The organism is Acidovorax sp. FG60, assembly GCF_057808995.1.
Genome location: NZ_JBMDJC010000001.1, coordinates 143,245 through 163,923, shown reverse-complemented (window position 1 = coordinate 163,923; position 20,679 = coordinate 143,245). Strand labels below are relative to the sequence as shown.

Annotated in this window: 18 protein-coding genes; 2 read left to right on the top strand and 16 right to left on the bottom strand. The window is 64.0% G+C overall.

The annotated features are described in order from the left end of the window. Positions 1-9 precede the first annotated feature (9 nt). Positions 10-651, bottom strand: coding sequence for an LON peptidase substrate-binding domain-containing protein (locus tag ACODS0_RS00765; protein ID WP_121505770.1), 642 nt, complete (start codon positions 649-651; stop codon positions 10-12). A 79-nt stretch (positions 652-730) separates the two neighbouring features. Between ACODS0_RS00765 and ACODS0_RS00760 the strand changes: the two genes are divergently transcribed. Continuing rightward, positions 731-1,279, top strand: coding sequence for a YggT family protein (locus ACODS0_RS00760; protein ID WP_176886618.1), 549 nt, complete (start codon positions 731-733; stop codon positions 1,277-1,279). Positions 1,280-1,566: 287 nt separating this feature from the next. Here ACODS0_RS00760 and accD read toward each other — a convergent pair whose 3' ends face one another. The 7 genes from accD to asd all read right to left on the bottom strand — a co-directional run bounded on the left by accD (position 1,567) and on the right by asd (position 10,325). After that, the gene (accD, locus tag ACODS0_RS00755; protein ID WP_121505771.1) at positions 1,567-2,439 is read right to left on the bottom strand and encodes an acetyl-CoA carboxylase, carboxyltransferase subunit beta; all 873 of its coding nucleotides are present in this window, start codon (positions 2,437-2,439) and stop codon (positions 1,567-1,569) included. Between the two features lie 123 nt (positions 2,440-2,562). Continuing rightward, positions 2,563-3,372, bottom strand: coding sequence for a tryptophan synthase subunit alpha (gene trpA, locus ACODS0_RS00750; RefSeq protein ID WP_121505772.1), 810 nt, complete (start codon positions 3,370-3,372; stop codon positions 2,563-2,565). Continuing rightward, complete coding sequence (gene trpB, locus ACODS0_RS00745; protein ID WP_488832048.1) at positions 3,373-4,656, bottom strand: tryptophan synthase subunit beta; 1,284 nt, start codon at positions 4,654-4,656, stop codon at positions 3,373-3,375. It lies immediately after the preceding gene. Further along, on the bottom strand, positions 4,634-5,386 hold the full coding sequence (locus ACODS0_RS00740; RefSeq protein WP_436129935.1) for a phosphoribosylanthranilate isomerase: 753 nt from the start codon (positions 5,384-5,386) through the stop codon (positions 4,634-4,636). Before ACODS0_RS00740 ends, trpB begins: the two co-directional genes overlap by 23 nt. Beyond that, positions 5,383-6,201, bottom strand: a complete 819-nt coding sequence (truA, locus tag ACODS0_RS00735) for a tRNA pseudouridine(38-40) synthase TruA (RefSeq protein ID WP_218300681.1) — start codon at positions 6,199-6,201, stop codon at positions 5,383-5,385. The genes ACODS0_RS00740 and truA overlap by 4 nt, the downstream gene beginning before the upstream one ends. 52 nt (positions 6,202-6,253) lie before the next feature. Continuing rightward, on the bottom strand, positions 6,254-8,905 hold the full coding sequence (locus ACODS0_RS00730; RefSeq protein WP_218300565.1) for a motility hub landmark protein FimV: 2,652 nt from the start codon (positions 8,903-8,905) through the stop codon (positions 6,254-6,256). Positions 8,906-9,194: 289 nt separating this feature from the next. Then, positions 9,195-10,325 (bottom strand): aspartate-semialdehyde dehydrogenase, encoded by a 1,131-nt coding sequence (gene asd, locus ACODS0_RS00725; protein WP_121505776.1) that lies wholly within the window; start codon positions 10,323-10,325, stop codon positions 9,195-9,197. Between the two features lie 382 nt (positions 10,326-10,707). Here asd and ACODS0_RS00720 point away from each other — a divergent pair, with 382 nt between their 5' ends. Then, positions 10,708-11,382, top strand: coding sequence for a dihydrodipicolinate reductase C-terminal domain-containing protein (locus ACODS0_RS00720; protein WP_055399406.1), 675 nt, complete (start codon positions 10,708-10,710; stop codon positions 11,380-11,382). An 82-nt stretch (positions 11,383-11,464) separates the two neighbouring features. On the opposite strand, the gene leuB is transcribed toward ACODS0_RS00720, so the two are convergent. The 8 genes from leuB to dnaK form a co-directional block, all read right to left on the bottom strand. After that, a complete protein-coding gene (gene leuB, locus ACODS0_RS00715) occupies positions 11,465-12,538 on the bottom strand; it encodes a 3-isopropylmalate dehydrogenase (protein ID WP_218300569.1) in 1,074 nt (357 codons plus the stop codon). Between the two features lie 90 nt (positions 12,539-12,628). Next, a complete protein-coding gene (leuD, locus tag ACODS0_RS00710; protein ID WP_488832044.1) occupies positions 12,629-13,279 on the bottom strand; it encodes a 3-isopropylmalate dehydratase small subunit in 651 nt (216 codons plus the stop codon). Between the two features lie 10 nt (positions 13,280-13,289). Beyond that, positions 13,290-13,421, bottom strand: coding sequence for an entericidin A/B family lipoprotein (locus tag ACODS0_RS00705; protein WP_055399399.1), 132 nt, complete (start codon positions 13,419-13,421; stop codon positions 13,290-13,292). A gap of 11 nt (positions 13,422-13,432) precedes the next feature. Further along, a complete protein-coding gene (gene leuC / locus ACODS0_RS00700; protein ID WP_121420744.1) occupies positions 13,433-14,854 on the bottom strand; it encodes a 3-isopropylmalate dehydratase large subunit in 1,422 nt (473 codons plus the stop codon). A gap of 22 nt (positions 14,855-14,876) precedes the next feature. Next, positions 14,877-15,833, bottom strand: a complete 957-nt coding sequence (locus ACODS0_RS00695) for a LysR family transcriptional regulator (protein WP_176886611.1) — start codon at positions 15,831-15,833, stop codon at positions 14,877-14,879. 136 nt (positions 15,834-15,969) lie between these two features. Then, positions 15,970-17,334 (bottom strand): MBL fold metallo-hydrolase, encoded by a 1,365-nt coding sequence (locus ACODS0_RS00690; protein WP_488832042.1) that lies wholly within the window; start codon positions 17,332-17,334, stop codon positions 15,970-15,972. A 153-nt stretch (positions 17,335-17,487) separates the two neighbouring features. Next, positions 17,488-18,633 (bottom strand): molecular chaperone DnaJ, encoded by a 1,146-nt coding sequence (dnaJ, locus tag ACODS0_RS00685; protein WP_055399485.1) that lies wholly within the window; start codon positions 18,631-18,633, stop codon positions 17,488-17,490. 86 nt (positions 18,634-18,719) lie between these two features. Beyond that, complete coding sequence (gene dnaK / locus ACODS0_RS00680) at positions 18,720-20,672, bottom strand: molecular chaperone DnaK (RefSeq protein ID WP_121420741.1); 1,953 nt, start codon at positions 20,670-20,672, stop codon at positions 18,720-18,722. Between the last annotated feature and the right edge of the window lie 7 nt (positions 20,673-20,679).

The following is a 20,679-nucleotide window of genomic DNA, read 5'->3' as shown; positions in this document are numbered from 1 at the left end:
TTCGGCGGCTCATTGCGTGGGCGCAATCCCGGTCCGCTCCAGCACATCGCCCACCAGTTCCAGCCGCACCAGCGGGTTGTCCAGCTCCATCAGGCGCTGCTTGAGTTCCAGGGGCACGGGCAAAAGCTCGCACCAGCGGTTGGCCACCCATCCGCAGTCGTCCAGCTGGGCTGCCGTGGGGACAATCGCAGTCGGAGTTTCGGGGTCACGCTGCTTCAGGGTGTGCAGCACCTGGGCGAGGGCTGTCGATGCCTTTCTCAGGTCTTGCGGGATTGGCACCATCAGATCCGGGTCGATGTGCCCCACATCGGCGATCCACAGGCCATGGGGCAGGTGGCTGCGCTGGGTGATGCGAAAGCGCTGGCTGCCACGGCACAGCAGTGTGATCAGGCCAGGCTGCGGGGTGTCGATCTGCTCGATGACGGCCAGGGTGCCCACATCGTTGAACTGTTCTTCAGGCGCGCCCGCCTGGCGCACTTCGCGGCCTTGCGTGAGGGCGACCACGCCAAAGGGGGCGCCCGCCTGATGGCACTTGCGCACCATGTCCAGGTAGCGCACTTCGAACACGCGCAGGGCCAGCAGACCACCTGGGAACAGCACGGAGCCCAGAGGGAAAAGGGGCAAGGATGACAGGGTGAGGGGTTGTGTCATGAAAGGAGGGATACCTTGGCTCGCTATCATCCCATGGCGCAGCCTGCTTTCGCGGCGGCCCCATATTTTTGTCTCATCCATGCTCTACCAGATCGCCTCTTTCCTGCTCGACGTTGTTGGTGGCCTGCTCACCGGGGCATGCCTGTTGCGGCTGTACATGCAGTGGCAGCGCGTGCCGTTTTCCAACCCCGTCGGCGGGCTGGTTTTTGCGCTGACGGACTGGCTGATCATGCCGCTGCGCCGCGTGATCCCCCCGGTGGGGCGCTGGGATGTGTCGAGCCTGGTGGCAGCCGTGTTGCTGCAGCTGGCGCAGTATTTTTTGCTGACCCTGCTGCTGGGCGCCGCCTCGGCATGGGCCTGGCTGCCGTGGCTGGCATTGTTTGGCCTCGCGCGGGTGGCGGTGTCGGGGCTGATTGGCTTGTTGATCGTCTATGCCGTGATGTCGTGGGTGCAGGCGCGGTCACCCCTGGCCGATGTGATTGCCCGGCTGTGCGAGCCCATCCTGCGGCCGTTTCGCCGCATCATCCCGCTGGTGGGCGGTATCGACCTGTCGCCGCTGGCCGTGCTGGTGTTGCTGCAGGTGGCGATGATCGTGCTGGGCCATTTGCAGGCCAGCGTCATGAGATAGTCCCGCTGGAGGTGCCCCCCTGAGTCGCCTTCGGCGCCTTCCCCCCAGGGGGACGACGGCCTTGCTGCGGGGCGGCTCTTGCTTGCCGTCCCTGGTTGGGGCCGCGCCGGTTTCGGCGGCTGCGCATGATGCGCGGCAATAGATATCTGACACCAAAATATCAGTGAAATCGACCCTTAGCGCTTATCCATAAAGCGCTAGCAGCTATCAAAAAAATAGTGTTTTCGCGGCTTTGGCGGGCGCATCACCTCAGCACGAGGCTTTGCGCACGCACCCACCCGGTGGTGTTACATCACTGCGTCAGCAGGCAAACGCTGCAGCATGGCCAGACTGCTGGCCACGGTGTTGCGCAGTTCACGGCGGTCACAAATGAAGTCCACGGCGCCCTTGGTTTGCAGGAATTCGGCGCGCTGGAAGCCTTCGGGCAGCGTTACGCGCACGGTGGATTCGATCACACGCGGTCCGGCAAAGCCGATCAGGGCCTTGGGCTCGGCAATCACGATGTCGCCCACAAACGCAAAACCTGCGCTCACGCCGCCCATGGTCGGGTCGGTCAGCACGCTGATGTAGGGCAGGCCCTTCTTGGCCAAGCGCGTGAGGGCTGCGTTGGTCTTGGCCATCTGCATCAGGGACAGCAGGCCTTCCTGCATGCGTGCGCCGCCGGTGGCGGTAAAGCAGATGAAGGGCACTTTCTGCTCGATGGCGGTTTCCACGCCGCGCACAAAACGCTCGCCCACCACGGAGCCCATCGAGCCGCCCATGAAGTCGAACTCAAAGCACGCTGCCACCACGTTGATGCTCTTGACCGCCCCACCGATGACGATGAGGGCATCGGTTTCACCCGTGTTTTCCAGGGCTTCCTTCAGGCGCTCGGGGTATTTGCGGCTGTCCTTGAACTTGAGGGCATCCACAGGCAGCACTTCCTGGCCGATTTCATAGCGGCCTTCGGCGTCCAGAAAAGCGTTCAGCCGCGCGCGCGCGCCAATGCGGTGGTGGTGGCTGCAATGGGGGCAAACGTTCTGGTTTTGCTCCAGATCGGCCTTGTAGAGCACCGTTTCGCAGCTCGGGCACTTGATCCACAGCCCTTCAGGCACCTGGCGGCGCTCGGTGGGGTCGGTTTGCTGGATCTTGGAGGGCAGAAGTTTTTCGAGCCAGGACATGGTGTTCTCCTCTTCAGTGGCTCGGCCTGCCGGGGCGCTGGGGCGCCGCAGGGGGCAGGCCGGGTGGAATCTGTGGCGCGCCCGTGCCCCGATGAGGGCGGCGCGCCGGGCTGCATTATGCGTCTACGCGTCCATTGCCTTGCGGATGCCGCGCAGGAAGTCGATCGTGATTGGCACCACCTTGGCGTGCTCTTGGTCTTCAATCAGCTGGATGATGCGGCTGCCAATGACCACCGCATCGGCCACCTTGCCAATCGCCTGGGCGGTGGCGGCGTCGCGAATTCCAAAGCCCACACCCACGGGGATCGTCACATGCTGGCGGATGCGAGGCAGCATTTGCTCCACGGCCGAGGTGTCCAGCGCGCCCGAGCCGGTCACGCCCTTGAGCGACACGTAGTACACGTAGCCGCTGGCCACGCGCGCCACCTGGGCCATGCGCTCATCGGTGCTGGTGGGGGCCAGCAGGAAGATCAGGTCCATGCCGTGCTCACGCAGGCTGGCCGCAAAGGCCTCGCACTCTTCGGGTGGGTAGTCCACGATGAGCACGCCGTCCACGCCAGCGGCCGCCGCATCGCGCACAAAGGCGCCTGCACCGTGCTTTTGGTCGTAGCGCTCCACGGGGTTGGCATAGCCCATCAGCACCACGGGTGTGGTGCTGTTGCGCTTGCGGAACTCGCGCACATGGTCGAGCACCTGCACCATGCCAATGCCCAGGCTGAGGGCTTTTTCGCCCGCCTTTTGAATCACCGGGCCATCGGCCATGGGGTCGGAAAAGGGCACGCCCAGCTCAATCACGTCGGCACCGGCCTCCACCATGCCGTGCATGAGTGCAGGGGTGATGTCGGCGAACGGGAAACCAGCGGTCACATAGGGAATCAGTGCCTTGCGGCCCTGCGCTTGCAGGGCAGAGAAGGTGGATGCAATACGGCTCATTTACTTCACCACCTTGATGGATTGCTCGCCGCCCTTGACGGACTGCCCCTGGCAGCTGGGTCGGCAGTAAAAATCGGCGCCGCTCAGGTCGGCCACGGTGCCAATGTCCTTGTCACCACGGCCCGAGAGGTTGACCAGGATCGATTGGTCAGGGCGCATGGTTTTGGCCAGTTTCATGGCGTAGGCCACGGCATGGCTGGATTCGAGCGCGGGGATGATGCCCTCGGTGCGGCACAGGTAGTGGAAGGCTTCCAGAGCCTCCTTGTCGGTAATGCCGACGTATTCGGCACGCCCGATTTCCTGCAACCAGGCGTGCTCCGGGCCCACGCCCGGATAGTCCAGCCCTGCACTGATACTGTGGGTTTCTGTGATCTGGCCATTGTCGTCCTGCAGGATGAAGGTGCGGTTCCCGTGCAGCACGCCCGCGCTGCCCTTTTGCAGCGATGCCGAGTGTTTGCCCGACTCCAGCCCTTCGCCTGCGGCTTCCACGCCAATGAGGCGCGTTTTCTCGAACGGGATGTAGGGGTGGAAGATGCCCATGGCGTTGCTGCCGCCACCCACGCAGGCGATCACGGCATCGGGCTGGTCGCCCAGCGCCTTTTGCTCTGCCAACATGGCGGGCATCTGGTCGATGCACTCCTTGCCGATCACGCTCTGGAAGTCACGCACCATCATGGGGTAGGGGTGTGGGCCTGCCACCGTGCCGATGATGTAGAAGGTGTTGTCCACATTGGCCACCCAGTCGCGCATGGCCTCGTTGAGCGCATCTTTCAGCGTCTTGCTGCCCGATTCCACGGGCACCACCGTGGCGCCCAGCAGTTTCATGCGGTACACGTTGGGGCTTTGGCGCTTGACGTCCTCTGCACCCATGTACACCACGCATTCCAGGCCATAGCGCGCGCAGATGGTGGCCGTGGCCACGCCGTGCTGACCTGCGCCCGTTTCTGCAATCACGCGGGGCTTGCCCATGCGCTTGGCCAGCATGGCCTGGCCAATCACGTTGTTGATCTTGTGAGCGCCGGTGTGGTTCAGGTCCTCACGTTTGAGGTAGATCTGCGCGCCACCCATTTCGCGGCTGGTACGGGCTGCGTGGTAGATGGGTGATGGGCGACCGACGAAGTGCTTGAGTTCGTAGTGAAACTCGGCCAGAAACACGGGGTCGTTTTGGTAGCGCGCGTAGGCATCGCGCAGTTCCTGGATGGCGTGGGTCAGGGTTTCGCTGACGAAGCTGCCGCCGTAGGGGCCGAAATGGCCGGAAGTATCAGGTTGCTGATAGGAATTCATGGGGATTCTTTGCAAGTTGTGCATCGGCCGCCCGCACGGCGGCAACGAAGCGTTGGATCTTCAGTGCGTCTTTGATGCCCTTGATGGGCTTTCCATCGGGGCCATCGGCTTCGACGCCGGAACTGACATCAACCGCCAGCGAGAGACCCCGCGGACGGACTTGCAAAATGCCATCGGTCACGTTTGCAGGCGTGAGTCCACCAGACAAAACGAGGTGAGAGCTGACGCTTGGTGGAAGGAGTGACCAATTGAATGCCTTGCCGCTGCCGCCAAAACCTTCGACATGGGCGTCGAGCAGGATGGCCTGGGCGTGAGAGTAATCGTGGGCGTATTTTACGAGGTCAAAGCTGGCCGCACCGTCGCCCAGGGGAATTCGGGCGGCTCGCAGGTAGGGGCGTGCGCCTTGGTGGGTGGCGGCCAGGCAATCCTGGGGAGATTCATCACCGTGAAACTGGATCGTAGCGCCTGCTATCAAAGCGCTGGTAGCTATCACATTGGTAGCGGGCTCGTTCACGAACAGCAAAACTGGTGTGACAAAGGGCGGCAGGCGTCTGGCCAGTTGTGCTGCGCGTTCGGGTGTTACCGCACGCGGGCTGGGGGCATACAGCACGAAACCCACTGCATCGGCGCCTGCCGCCACTGCGGCATCCACGTCCTGCTCGCGGGTCAGGCCGCAGATTTTGATGCGGGTGCGTGCATGCGGCAGCTTGGAGATGTCTTGTGCGTTCATGGCAACCAATCATACGCAGCCGTGCGCTGGGGCAAGCCCCAGGCGGCGTCATAGACCGGGCCTTGAAAAAACAGCCCATCCGGCGAAAACGTGGGCGCTGCCGCATCGCGGGATTTGGCGGCGAGCACCTGCGCCACCCATTCAGGAGGCTGGTTGCCCTGGCCCACGGCAATTAGGCAGCCCATGATGTTGCGGATCATGTGGTGCAAAAACGCGTTGGCTTCGAACTCAAAGCGCCAGTAGCAGGGGCTCCAGCCCAGCTCCGGGTGTGGTTCTCCCAGACCCCGGCGCGTAATGTCGATGCGCTGCAGGGTCTTGACGGGGGACTTGGCCTGGCACGCCGACGCACGAAACGAGGTGAAGTCGTGCTCGCCCAGCAGGTAGTCCGCAGCTTGCCGCATCGCTTGGTGGTCCAGCGGATGGAAAACCCAGCCCACGCGACCGGCGTCCACACTCGGCCGCACGGGGGACTGCAGCAGCACATAGGCATAGCGCCGCGCGATCGCGCTGGCGCGGGCATGGAAGCCGTCCGGCACGGGCTGCGCCCATTGCACGGCAATATCGGCAGGAAGAAAGGTGTTGGTACCCCGTACCCAGGAGGAGGGCGGGCGGTTCAGCGGCGTGTCAAAGTGCACCACCTGCATCAATCCATGCACACCTGCGTCGGTACGGCCTGCACACAAAGTGCTGACAGGGTGCGTGGCAAAGCGGCCCAGGGCCGCTTCGAGTTTGTCCTGAATCGTGTTGCCCGACAACTGGCTTTGCCAGCCGCTGTAGGCCTGTCCGTTGTAGCTGACACCCAGCGCCACCCGCATCATGGGGCGGCCTGGGGGTGGGGAAAGCGCGCCGTGAGAGAACCCGGCTGCATCAGCCCAGTTCGGCCAGCATACGCTGGGCGCGGGTCTTGAGGGCGCCGCTGGATTCGGCCACCACTTCTTCGATCAGCGTGCGAGCACCGTCGGTGTCGCCAATGGCGTTGAACTCTTCGGCCAATGCCAGCTTGGTAGCCAGCGGATCATCCTGCGCCGCAGCCGAGCCGTCATCGACGAACTCGGGTGCCGGAGCGGGTGCCTTGGCCGCGGGGGCTGCCATGGGCTTGGACGGTGCGTTCAGGTCCAGAGACAGTTCGCCCAGATCAAATTCCATGGGGCCGGAATCCTTGGCGTCGCCTGCCAGCGGCATGGGGCCAGATGGCGCCATGCTCAGGTCGTCTGCGCTCGGGAAGTCGAGGTTGGCGACGGGCGGAGGGGCCATCATCGGGCCGGGGGCTGTATCTTGACCACCCCAGGCTGGTGCCGTTGCAGAGGGCAGCTCTGGCAAATCCAGTTCTGGGCGCAGTGTTTGTGGTTCATCGCTGGCATCGGCGTCCGTAGTGCGACGGGTGCCACCTGCGGCCGCTGCTGCAGCGGCAGCCGCTGCAAACCCGCCTGGGGGTGCTGGTGCCACCGAGGGAGCGTCGGTCAGTGCGTCATCTGGCAGGTCCAGATCGAGATCCAGGTCGAGATCGGGGGGGAGTGCCGCTGTGGCCGCCGCATTGCCAGCACCGCCCGTGAAGGTGCTCGGGAAGCCACCTGGGGGCAGCGATGGAGATTCGTCCTCGGCCATGCCGGGGCGGCCGCCAGGCTGGTACAAGCGGTTTTCGGGGTCCAGGTCGCGGCCGAGTTCGGCAATGCGGTTCCAGTCCGGGCCTTCGCCCTGCGTCAGCTTGAACACATCCCCTGCCACCGCTTCCAGTGCCTTGCGATCCTGGCGCTTGGCGTAAATTTCGCCGAGCTTCACATGGACCGACACGCGGGCCGGATTGTGGCGAATCGCTTCCTTCAGGATTTCCTCGGCCTGCAGGTCGCGGCCATAGGCCAAATAAACGTCTGCCTCCGCCACGGGATCCACATCGCCGCCAGCATCGAGCTGGCTCGGGGAGTAGGCCATGGACGAGCCGGTCGTCATTTCGCTGTTGGCGGTATCCACGCGCTGTCCGCCGCTGGCACCGAAGAATGAATCAGGCTGGATGCGGCTTTCCAGGAACGAGCTGTCTACGCCAGCGTTCTGGCGGCGACGCTGCACCACACGGTAAGCGCCATAACCCAGCAACAGGGCCAGCAGGCCACCACCGGCCAAGGGCAGGATCGGATCGTCCATGAGGCCGGACAGGAAACTCGGCTCTTCAACAGGGGCTGGTGCTGGCGCAGGCATCCGTACGGGGGCTGCGGGTGCGGATGCGACGGGAGCCGGTGCAGAGGCGGGTTCGGAGGCCGCCTCGGCAGGAACGGCAACATCCGCTGGGGCACTGGCTGGGGGCACGGGGGCCGACGCAGGTGTTTCAGGCGCGGCGGGTGCTGTAGGCGTGGCGGGGACTGCGGGGGCCTGCACGGCCACGCCAGCGGGGGCGCTGGCACCGCCAGCGGGCGCTGCACTGCCAGCAGCGGCCGATGCTGCGCCCAGCTTGTTCAGGTCGGTAATGTTCTTGGACAGTTCGGCCATCCGGGTGGCGGCCTCGCTGGCTTGCTTGTCCTTGGCGAGCTGGTCCTCGGCGGCCTTCTGGCCCTTCACGGAGCCTTTGGACAGCGTCAGCTTGTCGGGTGCGGTCGTGGCAGGTTTCTTGTCCTCCACGCGGGTCTGCACCGTTCCTGACGCAGAGCGCTCTGCAGCGGCCACTGCCGTGGTCGGGGCGGCACCTGCCAGCTTGCGGCGGAATTCGTTGAAATCCTTGGCCTGGGCTGCCAGGATCTGGCGTGCCTCGGGGGCTGGGGTTGCCTGCGCCGCAACTTCATCGGGCATCTGCAATACCGCGCCAGCTTTGAGGCGATTGACATTGCCTTGAATGAATGCGTCCGGGTTCGCGCGCATCATGGCAACCAGCATCTGATCCAGAGACACGCTGGCGGGGCGGTAGGCATTCGCCAGGCGGCCAGCGGTGTCACCGGCCTGCACTTTGACGCCGTCTGCGGGGGCTGGACGAGGGGCAGCTGCTGCCGGGCGTGGTGCTGGCGGTGCAGCAGCGGCAGAGGATTCGGTGGCGCGCGGGGCGACCGGTGCGCGCACGGCGGGCGCCGATGGGGCAGCAGGTGCCGAGATCTGAGGGGACGCCGTCACATTCGGTGCTGCGCGGCGCAGTGCTGGCGGGTCAAACAGCATGGTATAGCTGCGCACAATGCGGCCCGAGCCCCAGTTGGCGTCCAGCACCAGATCAAGGAAGGGGTCGTTCACCGGGCGATCACTCGTCAGACGCAGCACGGCGGTGCCGTCTGGGCGACGCTGCAGCTGGATTTGCAGGTTGTTGATCGCGGGCGTGTATTCCATGCCCTGGGCGCGAAAAACTTCCGGGGTAGCCGTCGTAGCGCGCAGGGTGTCGGCTTCGGCGGGGGTGATCTGGGGCAGGTCAATTTCGGCGCGCAAAGGCTCGCCCAAGGCAGACTGCACGGTGATGCGGCCCAACGCCAGGGCCGAGGCGTCGCCAGCGTAAAAGCCAGCCGACGCTACGGCCGCAGCCGCCAGGACAGAAAATTTCCAACGATGCATGTTTGCCAACAACTGATTAGGTTTTTGTGCGGCTCGGTCGAGCGGTGCTTTTTTTCTCATGGTCTGGTCCCGCCCCGGCGCGTGAAAATATGTAAAAAGCACCATAGCATCAATGTTTTGCACTGACAAGCTGAGGTGGCTCCGAAGCTTTGAGCGAGGTTCAGACGCACCAGATTGGGGCATTCAAATGTTGCCAATTGCCAACGTGGCGTAACTGAGTGTGTCAAGGTGCCGGGCGTAAAAAAGCGCGCACGGCGAGGGCCGTGCGCGCTTTTTGGGGATTGCTGGCTTAGGCGTCGAGCAAGATGCGCAGCATGCGGCGCAGGGGCTCGGCGGCGCCCCAGAGCAGCTGATCGCCAATGGTGAAGGCGCCCACATATTCAGGGCCCATGGCCAGCTTGCGGATGCGGCCCACGGGGATGTTCATGGTGCCGGTCACCGCCACGGGGGTCAGGTCCTGGATGGTGGCTTCACGGGTGTTGGGCACCACCTTGACCCACTGGTTGTCGGCGGCGATCATGGCTTCGAGGTCGGCCACGGGCACATCCTTCTTGAGTTTGAACGTCAGCGCCTGGCTGTGGCAGCGCATGGCGCCCACGCGCACGCAGAAACCATCGACGGGAATGGCGGAGGCGTTGAAGCCCTCGCCCATACCCAGGATCTTGTTCGTCTCGGCCATGCCCTTCCACTCTTCCTTGGACATGCCGTTGCCCAGGTCCTTGTCGATCCAGGGGATCAGCGAGCCGCCCAGCGGTACGCCGAAGTTGGCGGTTTCAGCGGCTGACAGGCTGCGCTGCTTTGCGATGACCTTGCGGTCGATTTCCAGGATGGCGCTCTTGGGATCGTCGAGCAGCGCGCGCACTTCGGCGTTCAGCGTGCCGTACTGCGTGAGCAGCTCGCGCATGTGCTGCGCGCCGCCGCCTGATGCTGCCTGGTAGGTCTGGGTGCTCATCCATTCCACCAGACCTGCCTTGTACAGAGCGCCCACGCCCATCAGCATGCAGCTCACGGTGCAATTGCCGCCAATCCAGTTCTTGCCGCCGTTGGCCAGGGCGTTCTTGATGACGGGCATGTTGACCGGATCGAGAATGATCACGGCGTCCTTGTCCATGCGCAGGGTGGAGGCGGCATCGATCCAGTGGCCGTTCCAGCCGGCGGCGCGCAGCTTTGGGAACACTTCAGAGGTGTAGTCACCGCCCTGGGCGGTGATGATGATTTCGCAGCGCTTGAGAGCCTCGATGTTGAACGCATCCTGCAGTGCAGTCTCGTTCTTGGCTTGGGCAGGGGCCTTGCCGCCTGCGTTCGAGGTGGAGAAGAACATGGGTTCGATCAGATCGAAGTCCTTCTCTTGTTCCATACGGTCCATCAGGACCGAGCCGACCATGCCGCGCCAGCCGACCAACCCTACCAACTTGCTCATTTCAACGCCCTTTCTAAGTAAGAAACAGTGCCAGACCGGACTGCTCGCCTGGCTCGTCTGGCCAGGAAGGGCGCACGACGAACCAGGCTGAGTCAGCCCTTAATGGTCGTGGTTTTGGTGATGGTTGCGCGCGCAGCCACACCGGCCGTGGCGGCGGGTGCAATGTTCAGGGCGAACGTGTGGGCGGCAAACATAGGCGAAGATTGTAGCGGATGCGGGCTTTGGGCTCTGTGCCGTTGTTCCAACAGGCATCTCTGGGGAGCGATCGGCGGGATAGACGGTAGAAAAAAGCCAATGACTTGGGGGGGAGCCTGCGCCCAGGGTCTGCACCGCACTACAGTCCTGCCTATCGCTTTGTCTGCGATTCATCGAGAGTGGAAAAATGCAAGTCATCGTTGTGGGGTCTGGCAAGCTGGCCAGGGAGCTGTTGGGGGCGCTGCCCTCTGGGGACGCAGGGCAGGTTGTGCCCTGGGCTGCCGAGGGGCTGCCTGCAGAAAAATCGGTGGTGGTGCATGCAGGCTCGGGCCGGGAGCTACAAGCGGTGAGCGCGTTCTGTGAATCCACGTGCTCTGCGCTGGTGGAGCTGTCCACGGGATCAGCGCTGGAACACCTGGCTGTAGGTTTTCCCGTGGTCCTGTGTCCCAACACCAACCTTCTCATGCTCAAGTTCATGGCCATGCTGGAGCGCAGTGGGCACTTGTTCCGTGGCTATCGCATCGGGCTGACCGAATCGCACCAGGCTCAGAAGTCGTCGGTGCCGGGCACGGCCGTGAGCATGGCGCAGGCGCTGGGTCTGGTGCCCAGTGATATCCGGTCCGTGCGCGATGCCGAGGTTCAGCAGCGCGTGCTGCAGATTCCCCCAGAACATCTTGGCCGCCATGCCTACCACCAGGTCCTGATAGAGGATGGGGCTTGCAGCGTGACGCTGGAAACCCGTGTTTATGGCGATGCGCCGTATGCGGAGGGCGTTGCGCACATCGTGGCAGCCGTGCGCGAGCGGCCGCTGGAGAACCGGCGCTACGCCATCATCGAATTCATCGACAACGGGTGGCTGTAGGCGGTACGGGCAGTACCCCGGCTCCACAATAAAAAAGCGCCGGGAGTGTCCGGCGCTTTTTTTGTGACCGCTGAGCGGGGGATCAGGCGGTCAGCGCCTTCACCACTGCATCGCCCATCTGCGCCGTACCCACCTTGGTGGTGCCTTCGCTGTAGATATCGGGCGTGCGCAGGCCCTGCGCCAGCACCTTTTGCACGGCGGTTTCGATGCGCTGGGCGGCGGCTTCCTGGTTCAGGCTGAAGCGCAGCATCATCGCGGCCGAGAGGATGGTGGCCAGCGGGTTGGCCACGCCCTTGCCGGCGATGTCGGGGGCGCTGCCGTGGCTCGGTTCGTACAGGCCCTGGTTGCTGCTGTTCAGGCTGGCCGAGGGCAGCATGCCGATGGAGCCAGTGAGCATGGAGGCTTCGTCCGACAGGATGTCGCCGAACATGTTGCCGGTCACCACCACGTCAAACGCCTTGGGGGCCTTGACCAGCTGCATGGCGGCGTTGTCCACGTACATGTGCTGCAGCTCGACGTCGGGGTATTCCTTGTGCACGTCGGTGACCACATCCTTCCAGAACTGGAAGGTTTCGAGCACGTTGGCCTTGTCCACGCTGGTGACCTTCTTGTTGCGCTTGCGAGCGGCCTGGAAGGCGACGTGGGCGATGCGCTCGATCTCGGGGCGGCTGTAGCGCATGGTGTCGAAGGCTTCCTCGGCACCGGGGAAGTGGCCATCGGTGGCCACGCGGCGACCACGCGGCTGGCCAAAGTAGATGTCGCCCGTCAGTTCGCGGATGATGAGGATATCGAGGCCCGCGATCAGCTCGGGCTTGAGGCTCGATGCGCCCACCAGTTGCTCGTAGCAGATGGCGGGGCGGAAGTTGGCGAACAGGCCCAGGTTCTTGCGCAGGCCCAGGATGGCCTGCTCGGGGCGCAGGGGGCGGTCGAGCTTGTCGTACTTCCAGTCGCCCACAGCGCCGAACAGGATGGCGTCGGCTTCCTTGGCGAGTTTCAGGGTGGATTCGGGCAGCGGGTGGCCGTGGGCCTCATAGGCGGCGCCGCCGACCAGGGCAGATTCCATCTCGAACTTCAGGTCCAGGGCTTCCAGAACCTTCACGGCTTCGGAGACGATTTCGGTACCGATGCCGTCACCCGGCAGAACTGCGATTTTCATTGAATTTGCTTTGATTTTGATAGCTGCTACCGCTTATGGATAAAGCGCTAGAGCCTAATTTAAATGATATTTTTTGATGCCTGCGGTGTCTTACGACACCATGGTGTGCGCAAGCCAGGGCTTGGTCGCCAGGCGCTGCGCTTCAAACGCCTTGATCTTGTCGGACTGGCGCAGGGTCAGGCCGATGTCGTCGAAGCCGTTGAGCAGGCAGTACTTGCGGAAGGCCTGCACGTCGAACGGAATCTCTTCGCCCTGAGGACGCGCGATGACCTGGCGCTCCAGGTCGATGGTGAGTTGGTAGCCGGGGAAGGCGTGCACTTCATCGAACAGCTGGGCCACCGTTGCCTCGGGCAGCACGATAGGCAGCAGGCCGTTCTTGAAGCAGTTGTTGAAGAAGATGTCGGCAAAACTCGGCGCGATCACGGCGCGAAAGCCGAACTGGTCCAGTGCCCAGGGCGCGTGTTCGCGGCTGGAGCCGCAGCCGAAGTTCTTGCGCGCCAGCAGGATGGAAGCGCCTGCATAGCGCGGCTGGTTCAGCACGAAGTCGGGGTTGGGCTTGCGGCTGGCCGGGTCCTGGCCTGGCTCGCCGTGGTCCAGGTAGCGCCATTCGTCAAAAAGGTTCACGCCAAAGCCGGTCTTCTTGATCGACTTCAAAAACTGCTTGGGGATGATCGCGTCGGTATCGACGTTCTCGCGGTCCATCGGGGCCACCAGGCCCTTGAGTAAGGTGAATTTCTGCATGGGTGCCTTGTTACTTGTTGGCGGCGCGTTCGAGTGCGCCCCCTGCCCGTTGAACGTCCTGGCCTACGCCCTTGACGGTGTTGCATCCGCCCAGCAGCAAGGCGGCAGACAGTGCGATGAGGATGGCGGCGATTTTCTTCATGGCGGGCTCCTTCAGGCGAATTGGCGAATGTCCACAAAATGACCGTGCACGGCAGCGGCTGCTGCCATGGCGGGGCTGACGAGATGGGTGCGGCCACCAGCGCCCTGGCGGCCTTCGAAGTTGCGGTTGCTGGTGGATGCGCAGCGCTCGCCCGGCTCCAGGCGGTCGGCGTTCATGGCCAGGCACATGCTGCAGCCGGGCTCGCGCCACTCAAAGCCTGCGGCCACAAAAATCTTGTCCAGGCCTTCGCGCTCGGCCTGCTCTTTGACGAGGCCCGAGCCGGGAACCACCATGGCCAGCTTCACGTTGCTGGCCACCTTGCGGCCCAGGTTCTTGACCACAGCAGCGGCTTCGCGCATGTCTTCGATGCGGCTGTTGGTGCAACTGCCGATGAACACCTTGTCGATGGTGATGTCGTTGATCGCCTTGCCGGGCTGCAGGCCCATGTAGGTCAAGGCGCGCTCGATGGCGCCGCGCTTGTTGGCATCCTTTTCCTTGTCGGGGTCCGGCACGCGGGCATCCACGCCCAGCACCATCTCGGGCGAGGTGCCCCAGGTGACTTGCGGCACGATTTCGGAGGCGTCGAGCTTCACCACGGTGTCGAACTTCGCGTCGGCATCGGAGTGCAGCGTCTTCCAGTACGCCACGGCCTGGTCCCATTCGACGCCCGTGGGCGACAGGGGGCGGCCCCTGACGTATTCAATGGTCTTGTCGTCCACCGCCACCAGGCCAGCGCGCGCGCCGCCTTCGATGGCCATGTTGCACACGGTCATGCGGCCTTCCATGCTCATCGCGCGGAAGACGGAGCCTGCAAATTCGATGGTGTAGCCGGTGCCGCCGGCCGTGCCGATCTTGCCGATGATGGCCAGCACCACGTCCTTGGGCGTCACGCCCTTGGCGAGCGTGCCGTCCACCTGCACCAGCATGTTCTTGGCCTTCTTGGCCAGCAGCGTCTGTGTGGCCATCACGTGCTCGACCTCGGAGGTGCCGATGCCGTGGGCCAGTGCGCCGAACGCGCCGTGCGTGCTGGTATGGCTGTCGCCGCACACCACCGTCATGCCGGGCAGGGTGGCACCGTTTTCAGGGCCGATGACGTGCACGATGCCCTGGCGCTTGTGCATGAAGGGGAAGAACGCAGCGGGCGAGATCTGCGCCATGTTGTCGTTCAGCGTGGTGATCTGCTCTTTGCTGATGGGGTCGGTGATGCCGTCGTAGCCGTTTTCCCAGCCGGTGGTGGGCGTGTTGTGGTCGGCGGTGGCCACGATGGAGCTCATGCGCCAGACCTTGCGGCCCGCCTCGCGCAGGCCTTCAAACGCCTGGGGGCTGGTCACCTCGTGCACCAGATGGCGGTCGATGTAGAGGATGGAGGTGCCGTCCTCTTCGGTATGGACGACATGCTCGTCCCAGATCTTGTCGTACAGGGTGCGTCCCATGGCGTGGCTTTCTTTCTGCTTTTCAGGTGGGTGATTGGATTTTAGTGTCGGGGTCTGGCCGGGGTGACAGGTGTTCCACCAGCAAACGGGCCGTGACGGGCAGGGCGTCGAAGTCGCGAGCCACCACGCGCAGCTCGCGGTGGGCCCAGGCATCGGTCAGCGGGATGGCTTGCAGGTTGCCCACGCCGCGCATCAGTGCAAACGCCCGGTCGGGCAGCAGGCCCACGCCCAGGCCGTTGTCGATCATGCGGCACATGGCATCGAGCCCTGTGACCTGGATGCGCTGTCGCAGCGGGCGCCCGGCGGCGGCTGCGGCGGCGCGCATGGCCAGGCTGATGCTGCTGTTGGCATGCAGGCCCACGATGTCCCAGTCCAGAACTTCTTCAAAATTGATAGCGTCCAGCGCAGACAGGTCGTGCGCCAGGGGTACAACGAGCACCAGATTGTCGGCGCGGTAAGGGCGGCTTTGCAATTCCAGGGCACCGTTGCCACTGGCCATGCCGATGTTGCAGATGCCCAGGTCGGCGGCGCCCTCCTGCACGGCATGCAGCACGTCGCTGGAGAGGTGCTCCTGCAGGTCGATCTTGATCTGGCTGTGCTCGCGCGCAAAGGCGCCCAGGTCTTCGGGCAGGAACTGGAAGATGGCCGAGATGTTGGCGTGCATGCGGACATGGCCGCGCACGCCGTCGGCGTATTCGCTCAACTCGCCCTGCATGCGTTCGAGGCCAAACAGCACGGTGCGCGCATGGTGCAGCAGGCTCTCGCCTGCGGGTGTGAGCGTGACGCCCCGGCTGTGGCGGTAGAGCAGGGCGGTGTCCACGGCGGTTTCCAGGTCCGACAGGCGCTTGCTGACGGCCGATGCCGCAATGAATTCGCGCTCAGCCGCGCGGCCAATGCTGCCGAGCTCGCACACCGCCACAAACAGTTGCAGCGAGGTTAGGTCGATACGGCGCGCAAAACTGCGCTCGGAGCTTTTCATGGGGTTTTAACTTCTCGAAATGAGAAGGTTGCCTATTTTCTCCCCATTATTACCGCTTTGACATCGCGATACGCGATGGCGGCACTGCCCTTCTGCGCGAGGGTAGAACCGCTGAGGCCCAGAAAGCTACCGTGGCTCAGGCGGTGCAGGTGCTGCCGTGCTCTGGCACAGCGGCACGCCAGCGCAGCTCATGTTCAATGCGCTGACGCAGCAGATCGGCCGCGCCCATTTCACCATGCACCACGTACACCTTGTCCGGCGCGTGCCCCATGCTGCGCAGCCAGGCGATGAGCTGGTTGCCGTCGGCATGGGCTGATGCAGAGGACAGCCGAACCACCTCGGCGCGCACGGCCACGTCCTGGCCGTGGATACGGATGGTTTTTTCGCCCTCTGCCAGCCGCGCACCACGGGTGCCTGGGGCCTGGTGGCCGGTCAGGATGATCATGTTGCGGTGGTCGCCCGCGTGCAGTGCCAGGTGGTGCAGCACGCGTCCCCCGGTGGCCATGCCGCTGGCCGACAGGATGACCATGGGGCCATGGAGCTTGGCCAGCCCCTTGGATTGCTCGGGCGTCTGGACCATGGTGGCGCCATGCTCCAGTGCCTGCACCTCGCGGCCGCTCAGGCGGTGTTCCTGCATGTGGTGCTGGAACAGCCCCGTGGTACTGACGGCCATGGGGCTGTCCAGAAACACCTTGAGCGATGCGGGCACCACACCCTGCGCCTTGAGCAGGCCAATCGCGTGCAGCACGACCTGTGCACGCCCCACGGCAAACACCGGCACCACGGCAATGCCGCCACGCGCTGCCAGGCGCTGCAGGGCGGGGCCCAGTTCATCGAGCGGGCCTTCGGGCGGGTGCTCGCGGTCGCCGTAGGTGGATTCGATGAGCACGGTGTCGGCCTGGGGCGGCGCGTCAGGCGGGTTCATGATCAGGTCATCGGGCCGCCCCAGGTCGCCCGAAAACAGAATGCGCCTGCCTCCCACCTCCAGCAGCACGCTGGCTGCTCCGAGGATGTGGCCTGCGGGCGAAAACGTCACACGCCAGCCGGGCAGGGGCTCAAACGCCTTGTGAAATGGATGGATCTGGAACTGCTTGAGGCAGTGCAGCGCGTCGAGCCGGGTGTACAGGGGCAGGGCGGGGCTGTGGCTGCTGAGCTGGTGGCGGTTGAGAAAGGCCGCGTCTTCTTCCTGCAGGTGTCCGCTGTCGGGCAGCAGGATGGTGCACAGGTCGCGTGTGCCCGGTGTGCAGTGGATGGCGTGGGTGTAGCCGTCGCGCGCCAGCAGCGGCAGGTAGCCGCTGTGATCCAGGTGGGCATGGGTCAGCACCACGGCGTCGATCTGGTGCGGCGTGACGGGCAGAGGCTGCCAGTTGCGCAGGCGCAACTGCTTGTAGCCCTGGAACAGGCCGCAATCGACCAGGAGGCTCTTGCCGTTGTAACGCACCAGGTACTTGGAGCCGGTGACCGTGCCGGAGCCGCCCAGGAAGGTGATGTTGACGTTCATGTGCCCAAGCTCCCGGGTGATCATCGATGAGACCCATCCTACTGCGCTGTGCGTGCATCGCACGGGCCTTAGGGAGTTTCTTGCCCTGCGTCAAGAAAAAACCGCCTGGGCCAAAAGGCCACAAGCGGTTTTCGATGGGATGCCGGTGCGCGGTCAGCTGAAGAAGTTCTTCAGCCGGTCCGTCCAGCTCTCGCCGCTGGGCGAGTGGCGGGCGCCGCCCTTCTTGAGCGAATCTTCCAGTTCGCGCAGCAGCTTGCGCTGGTGCTCGGTCAGCTTGACGGGTGTCTCGACTGCGATGTGGCAGTACAGATCGCCCGGGTAGCTGGCACGCACGCCCTTGATGCCCTTGCCACGCAGGCGGAACTGCTTGCCGGCCTGGGTGCCTTCAGGAATGTCGATCGCTGCCTTGCCAGCCAGCGTGGGCACTTCGATCTCGCCGCCGAGTGCTGCCGTGATGAAGCTCACGGGCACCTGGCAGTGCAGGTCGTCGCCATCGCGCTCGAAGATGTCGTGTTTCTTCAGGCGGATTTCGATGTACAGGTCACCCGGCGGGCCGCCGTTGGTGCCCGGCTCGCCGTTGCCGGTGGAGCGGATGCGCATGCCGTCGTCGATGCCCGCAGGAATCTTCACTTCCAGCGTCTTTTGCTTCTTGAGCTTGCCCTGGCCGTGGCAGGTGGTGCACGGCTCGGGGATGATCTTGCCCGTGCCCCGGCAGTGCGGGCAGGTCTGCTGCACGCTGAAGAAGCCCTGGCGCATCTGTACCGTGCCTGCGCCCTGGCAGGTGCCACACGTCTTGGCACTGGTGCCGGGCTTGGCACCGCTGCCGTGGCAGGTGTCGCAGCTCTCCCACGAGGGGATGCGGATCTGCGCATCCTTGCCGCGCGCGGCTTCTTCCAGCGTGATCTCCATGGCGTAGCTGAGGTCGCTGCCCCGGTACACCTGTCGGCCGCCGGCACCGCGCCCACGCCCGCCCTGCTGGCCAAACATGTCGCCGAAGATGTCGCCAAAGGCCTCGGCAAAACCACCAAAGCCCTCCGCCCCCGCGCCGCCGGGGCCGCGCATGTTGGGGTCCACCCCGGCGTGGCCGTACTGGTCGTAGGCCGCACGTTTTTGCGGGTCGGAGAGCATCTCGTAGGCCTCTTTGGCCTCCTTGAACTTCTCTTCGGCAGGCTTGGCTGCGTCACCCTGGTTGCGGTCAGGGTGGTGCTTCATCGCCAGCTTGCGATAGGCCTTCTTGATTTCTTCGTCCGAGGCGTTCTTGGGAACGCCCAGGATTTCGTAAAAGTCTCTTTTGGACATGGTCATTCTGAGCCCGGTTGGAACAGGAACGCCGCGCAAGCCCCGTCAAGGGCCCCGCGCGGCGGCTGGGGTCAACGGCGGCGTGCTCAGCCCTTCTTGACTTCCTTCACCTCGGCATCGACGACGTTGTCGTCGTCTGCGGGCTTGGCGGACGCGCCACCAGCCGACGCGCCTGCGGCCTCAGCACCCCCGGCTGCCTGAGCAGCTTGCGCTGCCTGGGACTCGGCGTACATCTTTTCGCCCAGCTTCTGGCTGGCAGCCATCAGCGCCGTGGTCTTTTCGTCAATCGCGGCCTTGTCTTCGCCCTTCAAGGCTTCTTCCAGTGCCTTGACTGCGGCAGTGATCGCGTCCTTTTCACCTGCGTCGAGCTTGTCGCCGTGTTCGGCCAGGCTCTTGTTCACGCTGTGCACGGCGGCTTCACCCTGGTTGCGGGCTTGCACCAGCTCCAGCTTCTTCTTGTCGTCGGCCGCATTCAGTTCGGCGTCCTTCACCATCTGCTGGATTTCTTCTTCCGACAGGCCCGAGTTGGCCTTGATGGTGATCTTGTTTTCCTTGCCCGTGCCCTTGTCCTTGGCGCCCACGTGCAAGATGCCGTTGGCGTCGATGTCGAACGACACTTCGATCTGCGGAACACCGCGGGCTGCCGGTGGAATGCCTTCCAGGTTGAATTCGCCCAGCAGCTTGTTGCCGGTAGCGATTTCGCGCTCGCCCTGGTAGACCTTGATGGTCACGGCAGGCTGGTTGTCATCGGCCGTCGAGAAGGTCTGTGCGAACTTCGTCGGGATGGTCGTGTTCTTCGTGATCATCTTGGTCATGACACCGCCCAGGGTTTCGATACCCAGCGACAGGGGTGTCACGTCCAGCAGCAGCACGTCCTTGCGGTCACCCGACAGCACCTGGCCCTGGATGGCGGCGCCCACGGCCACGGCTTCGTCAGGGTTCACGTCCTTGCGGGGGTCCTTGCCGAAGAATTCCTTGACCTTTTCCTGCACCTTGGGCATCCGGGTCATGCCGCCGACCAGGATCACGTCATGGATGTCAGACACCGACACGCCAGCGTCCTTGATGGCCATGCGGCAAGGAGCGATGGTGCGCTCGATCAGCTCTTCCACCAGTTGTTCCAGCTTGGCGCGGGTCAGTTTGATGTTCAGGTGCTTGGGGCCCGATGCGTCTGCCGTGATGTAGGGCAGGTTGATGTCTGTCGAGGCCGAGTTCGACAGTTCGATCTTGGCTTTCTCGGCCGCTTCCTTCAGGCGCTGCAGGGCCAGCACGTCATTCTTGAGGTTGACGCCCGACTCCTTCTTGAACTCGTCAATGATGAAGTCGATGATGCGCTGGTCGAAGTCTTCGCCGCCCAGGAAGGTGTCGCCGTTGGTCGACAGCACTTCGAACTGCTTTTCGCCGTCCACATCGGCGATTTCGATGATGGACACGTCGAACGTGCCGCCGCCCAGGTCATACACGGCGATCTTGCGGTCGCCCTTTTCCTGCTTGTCCAGGCCAAAGGCCAGAGCCGCAGCGGTGGGTTCGTTGATGATGCGCTTGACGTCCAGGCCCGCAATACGGCCAGCGTCCTTGGTGGCTTGGCGCTGTGCGTCGTTGAAGTACGCGGGCACGGTGATGACGGCTTCCGTCACGGGCTCGCCCAGGTAGTCTTCAGCCGTCTTCTTCATCTTGCGCAGGATGTCGGCAGACACTTGCTGGGCCGACAGCTTGTTGCCGCGCACTTCGATCCATGCGTCGCCGTTGTCGGCGGCCACGATCTTGTAGGGCATCAGGTCGATGTCCTTTTGCACTTCTTTTTCGGTGAACTTGCGGCCGATCAGGCGCTTGACGGCGTACAGCGTGTTCTTGGGGTTGGTCACGGCCTGGCGCTTGGCCGAGGCACCGACGAGGATCTCGCCGTCTTCCTGGTAGGCCACGATGGAGGGCGTGGTGCGTGCACCTTCGCTGTTTTCGATCACGCGGGTCGTGTTGCCCTCCATGATGGAGACGCAGCTGTTGGTCGTACCCAGGTCAATGCCGATGATTCTTCCCATGATTTTT